The sequence below is a fragment of the Microcystis sp. M44BS1 genome (assembly GCF_020244875.1).
GTDB lineage: Bacteria > Cyanobacteriota > Cyanobacteriia > Cyanobacteriales > Microcystaceae > Microcystis > Microcystis panniformis.
This window is the reverse complement of record NZ_JADBVM010000207.1, coordinates 1-6,333: the sequence shown is the minus strand read 5'-3', so window position 1 is coordinate 6,333 and position 6,333 is coordinate 1. Positions and strand designations below refer to the sequence as shown.

Annotated in this window: 7 protein-coding genes and 1 other RNA gene; 3 read left to right on the top strand and 5 right to left on the bottom strand. The window is 45.8% G+C overall.

Annotated elements, in window-relative coordinates:
* Positions 1-351 precede the first annotated feature (351 nt).
* The 3 genes from IM515_RS16445 (at position 352) to rsmH (ending at position 3,074) form a co-directional block, all read left to right on the top strand.
* The gene (locus IM515_RS16445) at positions 352-564 is read left to right on the top strand and encodes a hypothetical protein (protein ID WP_223211781.1); all 213 of its coding nucleotides are present in this window, start codon (positions 352-354) and stop codon (positions 562-564) included.
* Positions 565-655: 91 nt separating this feature from the next.
* Positions 656-2,167 (top strand): threonine ammonia-lyase, biosynthetic, encoded by a 1,512-nt coding sequence (gene ilvA, locus IM515_RS16440; RefSeq protein WP_002766162.1) that lies wholly within the window; start codon positions 656-658, stop codon positions 2,165-2,167.
* Between the two features lie 28 nt (positions 2,168-2,195).
* Entirely contained in the window at positions 2,196-3,074 is an 879-nt protein-coding gene (gene rsmH, locus IM515_RS16435; protein WP_287628047.1) for a 16S rRNA (cytosine(1402)-N(4))-methyltransferase RsmH, read from the top strand.
* 366 nt (positions 3,075-3,440) lie between these two features.
* On the opposite strand, the gene IM515_RS16430 is transcribed toward rsmH, so the two are convergent.
* The 5 genes from IM515_RS16430 to IM515_RS16410 form a co-directional block, all read right to left on the bottom strand.
* Positions 3,441-4,607 carry a pyridoxal phosphate-dependent aminotransferase gene (locus IM515_RS16430; RefSeq protein WP_287628046.1) on the bottom strand — a complete coding sequence of 389 codons (1,167 nt, stop codon included), beginning with the start codon at positions 4,605-4,607 and terminating at the stop codon, positions 3,441-3,443.
* Positions 4,608-4,616: 9 nt separating this feature from the next.
* Positions 4,617-5,007: a transfer-messenger RNA gene (gene ssrA / locus IM515_RS16425) on the bottom strand.
* Positions 5,008-5,193: 186 nt separating this feature from the next.
* Positions 5,194-5,634, bottom strand: a complete 441-nt coding sequence (locus tag IM515_RS16420; protein ID WP_002784674.1) for a type II toxin-antitoxin system VapC family toxin — start codon at positions 5,632-5,634, stop codon at positions 5,194-5,196.
* A complete protein-coding gene (locus tag IM515_RS16415) occupies positions 5,634-5,909 on the bottom strand; it encodes a type II toxin-antitoxin system Phd/YefM family antitoxin (protein WP_223210417.1) in 276 nt (91 codons plus the stop codon). The genes IM515_RS16420 and IM515_RS16415 overlap by 1 nt, the downstream gene beginning before the upstream one ends.
* A gap of 196 nt (positions 5,910-6,105) precedes the next feature.
* Positions 6,106-6,333, bottom strand: a 228-nt coding sequence (locus tag IM515_RS16410; protein ID WP_287628044.1) for a hypothetical protein, incomplete at its 5' end; no start/stop codon positions are given.

The window sequence follows — 6,333 nt, the reverse complement described above, 5'->3', positions numbered from 1 at the left end:
TAATTAGAGGGAGATCATCTATTCGTTCTGACTGTGTTTGTGACGTAATTGCTCGACTCCTTGTTGGCCAACACTTGACTACACAAGGATTTTAACCTTTTTTGCCCACCTTACCCCTTCAATTTAAGCGAACGGTGAGTCATTAGCATTCATACCTTGATTAAGCAACGCCGGGGTTTTTTCGTTGAGTTGGCTGGCTCTTATCTTCGGTCGGCCTTTGAGCTTTTTCTGTTCTCTGAGTTGGGCTTCCAGTTGGGTGGTTCGTTCTTGCTGCTTTTTTAGCTGTTGAGAGAGTTGGTCAATGATGGCTTGTTGTTGTTGGAGTTGCTCAGTCAGGCTCCTCAGGAGGTTTTGTCAGCTATCTACTTCTTGGCGGAGGGCTTTCTCAATTTTCCTTTGGCTCTCTGTGGCAATCCTCCTATCTGTGTTAAACCAGATTTTCTCCCTCATAGCAACCCCTACACGACCTTGATTTTTGTTCGCGACAGCTTCCAGCAGTTATTGAGAGGTTACATCAGTGGGAAGTGGGAAGTAGGGAACACAGAGCAAAAAGCTGACGGCTGACAGCTGATAGCTCTTTATTGCTAACCGGACTGACGATGATCTATTCTGGATACTGGACTGACTCGCGAATCCCCACCGCCAAAAAAGAATAATGTACTGCGATTACCTGGTTCAAATCCTCACCGCACGGGTTTACGATGTCGCCCAAGAAACCCCCTTGGAATTTGCCCCCAATCTCTCCCAACGCTTGCACAATCAGCTTTTACTCAAGCGCGAGGATATGCAGTCGGTTTTCTCTTTTAAACTGCGCGGTGCCTACAACAAAATGGCGCATTTGTCAAGGGATTTGTTACAAAAAGGTGTAATTGCTGCCTCGGCGGGAAATCATGCTCAGGGAGTCGCTTTGGGAGCGCGGCAATTGGGAACCCAAGCGATTATCGTTATGCCTGTCACCACTCCGCAAGTCAAAATCGACGCAGTAAAAGCCCGGGGTGGGATTGTCGTCCTGCACGGTGACACCTACGATGATGCCTACACCTACGCACGGCAGTTAGAAGCGGAAAAAGGCTTAACTTTTATCCATCCCTTCGATGATCCAGAGGTAATCGCTGGCCAGGGTACGATCGGTATGGAAATTTTACGACAATATCAGCAACCGATCGAGGCGATTTTTGTCGCTATTGGTGGCGGCGGGCTAATATCAGGTATTGCAGCCTATGTCAAGCGTTTACGTCCAGAAATTAAAATTATCGGGGTGGAACCTGTGGACTCAGACGCGATGAATCAATCCCTAAAAGCCGGTTATCGGGTGCGTTTGTCCCAGGTGGGATTATTTGCCGATGGGGTGGCGGTGCGGGAGGTGGGAGAGGAGACTTTTCGTCTCTGTCAGCAGTATGTGGATGAGATTATCCTCGTGGATACGGACGATATTTGTGCGGCGATTAAGGATGTTTTTCAAGATACACGCTCGATTTTAGAACCTGCGGGGGCGTTGGCGGTAGCAGGAGCGAAAGCTTATGTAGAAAGAGAGGGAATTGAGGATAAAACGCTCGTTGCTGTGGCTTGTGGGGCGAATATGAACTTTGATCGTCTGCGGTTTGTGGCAGAAAGGGCGGAATTAGGGGAACGGCGCGAGGCGTTGTATGCTGTGACTATTCCCGAACAACCGGGCAGTTTACGCCGTTTTTGCGAATGTGTCGGCAAACGCAATTTAACCGAATTTAGTTATCGCATTGCCGATGAAAAAGAAGCACATATTTTTGTCGGCGCCCAGATCGAAAATCGCAGCGATGCCAAGAAATTAGCCGAGAGTTTTGAAGCTTGCGGCTTTAAAACCCTCGATATTAGCGATGATGAATTGACTAAATTGCATCTGCGCCACATGGTGGGAGGGCGATCGCATTTAGCCGATCATGAATTATTTTATCGCTTCGAGTTTCCCGAACGACCGGGGGCTTTAATGAAATTTGTCGCTTCCATGAGTCCCCACTGGAATATCAGCGTTTTCCATTATCGCAATAACGGGGCCGATTATGGGCGCATCGTCGTGGGCATACAAGTCCCCCCCGATGAAATGAATCAATGGCAAGCTTTTCTCGATACTCTCGGCTATCGCTATTGGGATGAAAGTCAAAATCCGGCCTATCAGTTATTTTTAGGTTAAATCGCCATTTTCAGGAAGTTATCAGCAGATGAATCAAGATTTTCCCCATATTTCCGTTTTGAGTCAAGAATTAATCGCCGGCTTAAATATTCAACCCGGGGGGCATTATCTTGATCTTACCCTAGGGGGTGGTGGACACAGCCGCTTGCTTTTAGAAGCCCATCCCGAAACGAAAGTAACCGCCATCGATCGCGATCAAAGCGCCCTAGAAGCCGCTAAAATTAGTCTTGCCCCCTATCTAGATAGCCGTTTAACCCTCTGGTGGGGGAACTTCGCCGATTATAAGGGACAGAATAGCAGTTTTGATGGCATTATCGCCGATTTAGGAGTCAGTTCTCCCCAATTCGATCAGAGCGAGCGCGGCTTTAGTTTTCGCCACACGGCAGCCTTAGATATGCGGATGGATCGCTGTCAATCCCTGACGGCAGCCGATATTATTAATCATTGGCAGGAAAAAGAATTAGCCGATCTTTTTTATCAATACGGAGAAGAACGTTTATCTCGTCCTATTGCTCGCTCGATCGTCCAAAAACGTCCCTTTACTACCACCACTGAATTAGCGTCTGTCATCGCTAGTTCTGTACCCGCTAGTTACCGTTATGGACGTATTCATCCGGCAACGCGGGTTTTTCAGTCCCTACGCATCGCTGTTAATCAAGAATTAGATTCTCTGCAAAAATTGTTAAATCAAGCCCCCCACTGGCTAAAATCTGGGGGAATTATCGCTATGATCAGTTTTCATAGTCTAGAAGATCGTCTGATCAAGTATGGCTTTCGCGAAGATCATTCCTTGAAAATTATCACGAAAAAGCCGATTATTCCCAGCCGAGAAGAACAAGCTAAAAATCCTCGTTCTCGTTCGGCTAAACTAAGAATAGCCCAAAAGATCGAATCAGAGGTTATCTGATAGCAGTTATCTTAATGGTGAGGTACAAAGTCTCTGGTTTTGGGGAGTCGTTTGTCAATACCAAATTAGGGATTGCTGAATAAATGTGAAATGTAGGCAAGGTAAGGGTTTTGTGGCTTTTCTTCCGAAACAGGTGTAAGATTTTGAGAGAATCATGCTTCAAAACCTGGCATCTTGAGCGGCGATTGCGTCCTGTAGGGGCGAAGCATTCGGGCAATAACCTATCGGTGAAACCGTAGATTTTCTATCCGAATGCTTCGCCCGTACTTTTTGCCGCAAACCCAAATTAGGTTACACTTCATCTTGATGAGAAAGGCTGTGGTAAAGTAAAAACCAAGAAAGAAAGCCAGTATTTATTCTTAAAAATCACTGACTAAAATAACGCAATCCCTTTACCAATCTTTCCACTGCCGCTAAAGCTGTTTCTGGAGATAAAGAACCGTAGGCAAGACGCAAATAACAGCCTTCTGTTATCCCAAAAGTTGAACCGGGTAACACCGCCACCCGCTGCTGCTCAATTAAACTTTTAACTAACTGAAAATCATTCTTGTCTGTGGTAATTTTCAGGAAGAAATAAAAAGCCCCTTCCGCAGTGGCAACATCACAAATATCCCTAATCGATTCTAGAGCATTCAGGCAAATTTCTCTAACTTGACTGATGGTTTTTAACTGTTCTAAAGGATAGCTTTTACCCACCTGCAACGCTCCTAGGGCCGCGTATTGCGAAACCACCGGCGGACAGATTAAAATAGTATCCTGAATCTTATTAATCGCCTCAGATAAATGTTCCGGTACTACCATATAACCAATGCGCCAACTGGCAAAACCGTAGGCTTTTGAGAGACTAAATAAGGAAATAGTCCAGGATTCACTACCAACAATTGCCGCCGGAGAAAAGTGACGGGCATGGTTATAGGTAAAATACTCATAAGCCTCATCGTGAATGTGATAGATGCCCTTTTTTTGACAAATTCGATTGACTTCTCTTAGGGTATTTTCTGGATAAACTACTCCGGTGGGGTTATTAGGAGAAATCGTTACCACTGCCTTAGTTTTTTCCGTGATTGCCTCTTCAATGGCAGCCGGACACAATTGATAATTTTTGTCTGTGGCGACCAAAATTACTTGACAATTAGCCATTTTTATGGCCATTTCATGATTGAAATAAAAGGGAGTGTTGAGAATAATTTCATCCCCCGGGGAAGTAATGGCTAAAATGGCATTCATAAAAGCCATATTACTGCCCGCCGTCACAAAAATTGCCTGCTTATCGCTGATTTCTACCCGATTATCTTCGGCTAGTTTTTGCCGAATTACTGTTAATAAGGGGGGAATTCCCGCCACAGATTGATATTGATGATTTTTGGGATTAGCTAAGAATAAAGATAGAGATTCGATCGCCTGCTGGGGTGGATCATAGGAAACAACCCCTTGACCTAGGGAAATAGTGCCGGGGTTCGCTTTAATTAATTGACCGACCACGGGAATGATCGGTGTTTGTACCCCGTCCATGCGGGAGAGAAGGTTTTTCATTAAACTAATCAATGGAGCCGAGCAGAGTCGAACTGCTGTCCAAATTAGGTATTGACTGTCCGCTCATTCACAGGTTTAGTTTCGATTACCCTCGAAACGGGGACTGTCACTTATCCCGGACAGTGGGATGCTCTAGTTAAAGCTTAGACGGTTAACTAACTAGAGAAAGTTAAACGTGGCATCCGTTGGGGGTTTATCCATAGTCCTTAACGGAGTCAAACTATGAATGCTCGAGTCGATTAGAGACTATTAGGCAGCTACAGGAGCGGCTTTACGAGCGAAAGGAACGATGTTGTTCGCATTTACTTTTTGTTTGAGCCTTTGATTTACGAGAGGAGACTCACTCTCGACCTGTATCACGGGGGAGCTTTCGCTAACCTGTCGAAACCGTTGCGGCCCCTTGTGCTTACATTCTGATTATAGCACATTTTTTGATTAAGCTAATTGCGGCTCAATTGAGGATTTTTCCGATCTTGCCAAGGGTTAGAGCCGGGCTAGATTGGTAAAAAAGGGTTTTTATCGCTGATTTTTGGGAAAGTTATCCTATATTTGCGATCCAGCTGCCATGGTTGATGCCGAAGTTGCCTCAACTCTGAACATTTTCTGAAGATGCCCTGGCGTGGACGAGAGTGTAATTAATCCGTAAAGCTTCTACACGGGCGAAATGTTGAATATTACCCGTAACCAGTTCTAGATTAGATTGAATCGCCGTGGATGCGATCTGTAAATCGGCATGGGCGAGAATATTTCCCTGTTGTTCTAGTTGCGCTTGAATTTCTCCGTAAATTTTCGCTGTCAAGCGATCGAATGGCAGGATCGTGAATTCGGGGATAATTCTCGTTTCGATTTTTTCCAGAAAATGATTGCGCTTGGGGGAACGGAACGCACCTTTATATAGTTCGGCGATCGTGATACTGCTAGTATATTGATTTTCTCGATCGAGCGATCGTAACCATTGCAGATAGTCCAGTAGCGGGCGCTTGCGTAACATCTCTGAAATAGCATCGGTATCAAAGAGATAAGCCATCAGGTTCTCTCGTCCAAGATATTATCCAGTTCTTCGGCTAATTCTTCTGAATCTTCCCAATTTTCGCTTAAATTCGCTAACCCTCCCCTCTGACGAGCGCTTCTCAGTCGTTGCAATTGTCGGATATCTTCGTAACTCACTAGGGCAGCCACGGGTTTGCCGTAGCGGGTGATGACAACGTAGCCCTCTTGGAGAGCAAGATCGATCGATTCGGAAAGACGCGCTTTCACTTCGGCTGTCGAGAGGATTTTTGTCATTGATCTTAAGTTGGACATCTTGACCATAATAATTCTAGTATATCGATTTCCACTCATACCAGAGTCGATTCAAGGTTGATGCGCGATCGGCGGCGTTGTCAAGTTTGAAGATGATTGCGTATCGGAGCAGCATTGAAAACGCTTTGAGAGCAGGGCTTTCCTTGTGTCGCCATTCATTCTTCATCGGAAATTTTGGGTCTGAAACCCCGCCGTTCTAGGTTGGCTTTACGTTAGAATTAAAAGGCCAGTCTCGAAAACCAAGTGGACGGCGCAGCACCGTTCGGCTGAGCTCACGGCCGAAGCCTGGAAAACTCGGCTTAGGGGGTTCCGACCAGAAAAGCTTGGCCGGGTAAAAAGTCGCGCGCAACAAGTACAAGAAGCTATAGGCGGTCAACGTACCGTGGGACACACGGAATCGGGCTTCTGAAATGGGGCGAAAGTC

Excerpts from the sequence above, each read along its gene's own strand:
- ilvA (WP_002766162.1), top strand. The coding sequence starts at position 656 with ATGTACTGCGATTACCTGGTTCAAATCCTCACCGCACGGGTTTACGAT.
- IM515_RS16430 (WP_287628046.1), bottom strand. The coding sequence starts at position 4,607 with ATGAAAAACCTTCTCTCCCGCATGGACGGGGTACAAACACCGATCATT.
- IM515_RS16420 (WP_002784674.1), bottom strand. The coding sequence starts at position 5,634 with ATGGCTTATCTCTTTGATACCGATGCTATTTCAGAGATGTTACGCAAG.
- IM515_RS16415 (WP_223210417.1), bottom strand. The coding sequence starts at position 5,909 with ATGTCCAACTTAAGATCAATGACAAAAATCCTCTCGACAGCCGAAGTG.
- rsmH (WP_287628047.1), top strand. The coding sequence starts at position 2,196 with ATGAATCAAGATTTTCCCCATATTTCCGTTTTGAGTCAAGAATTAATC.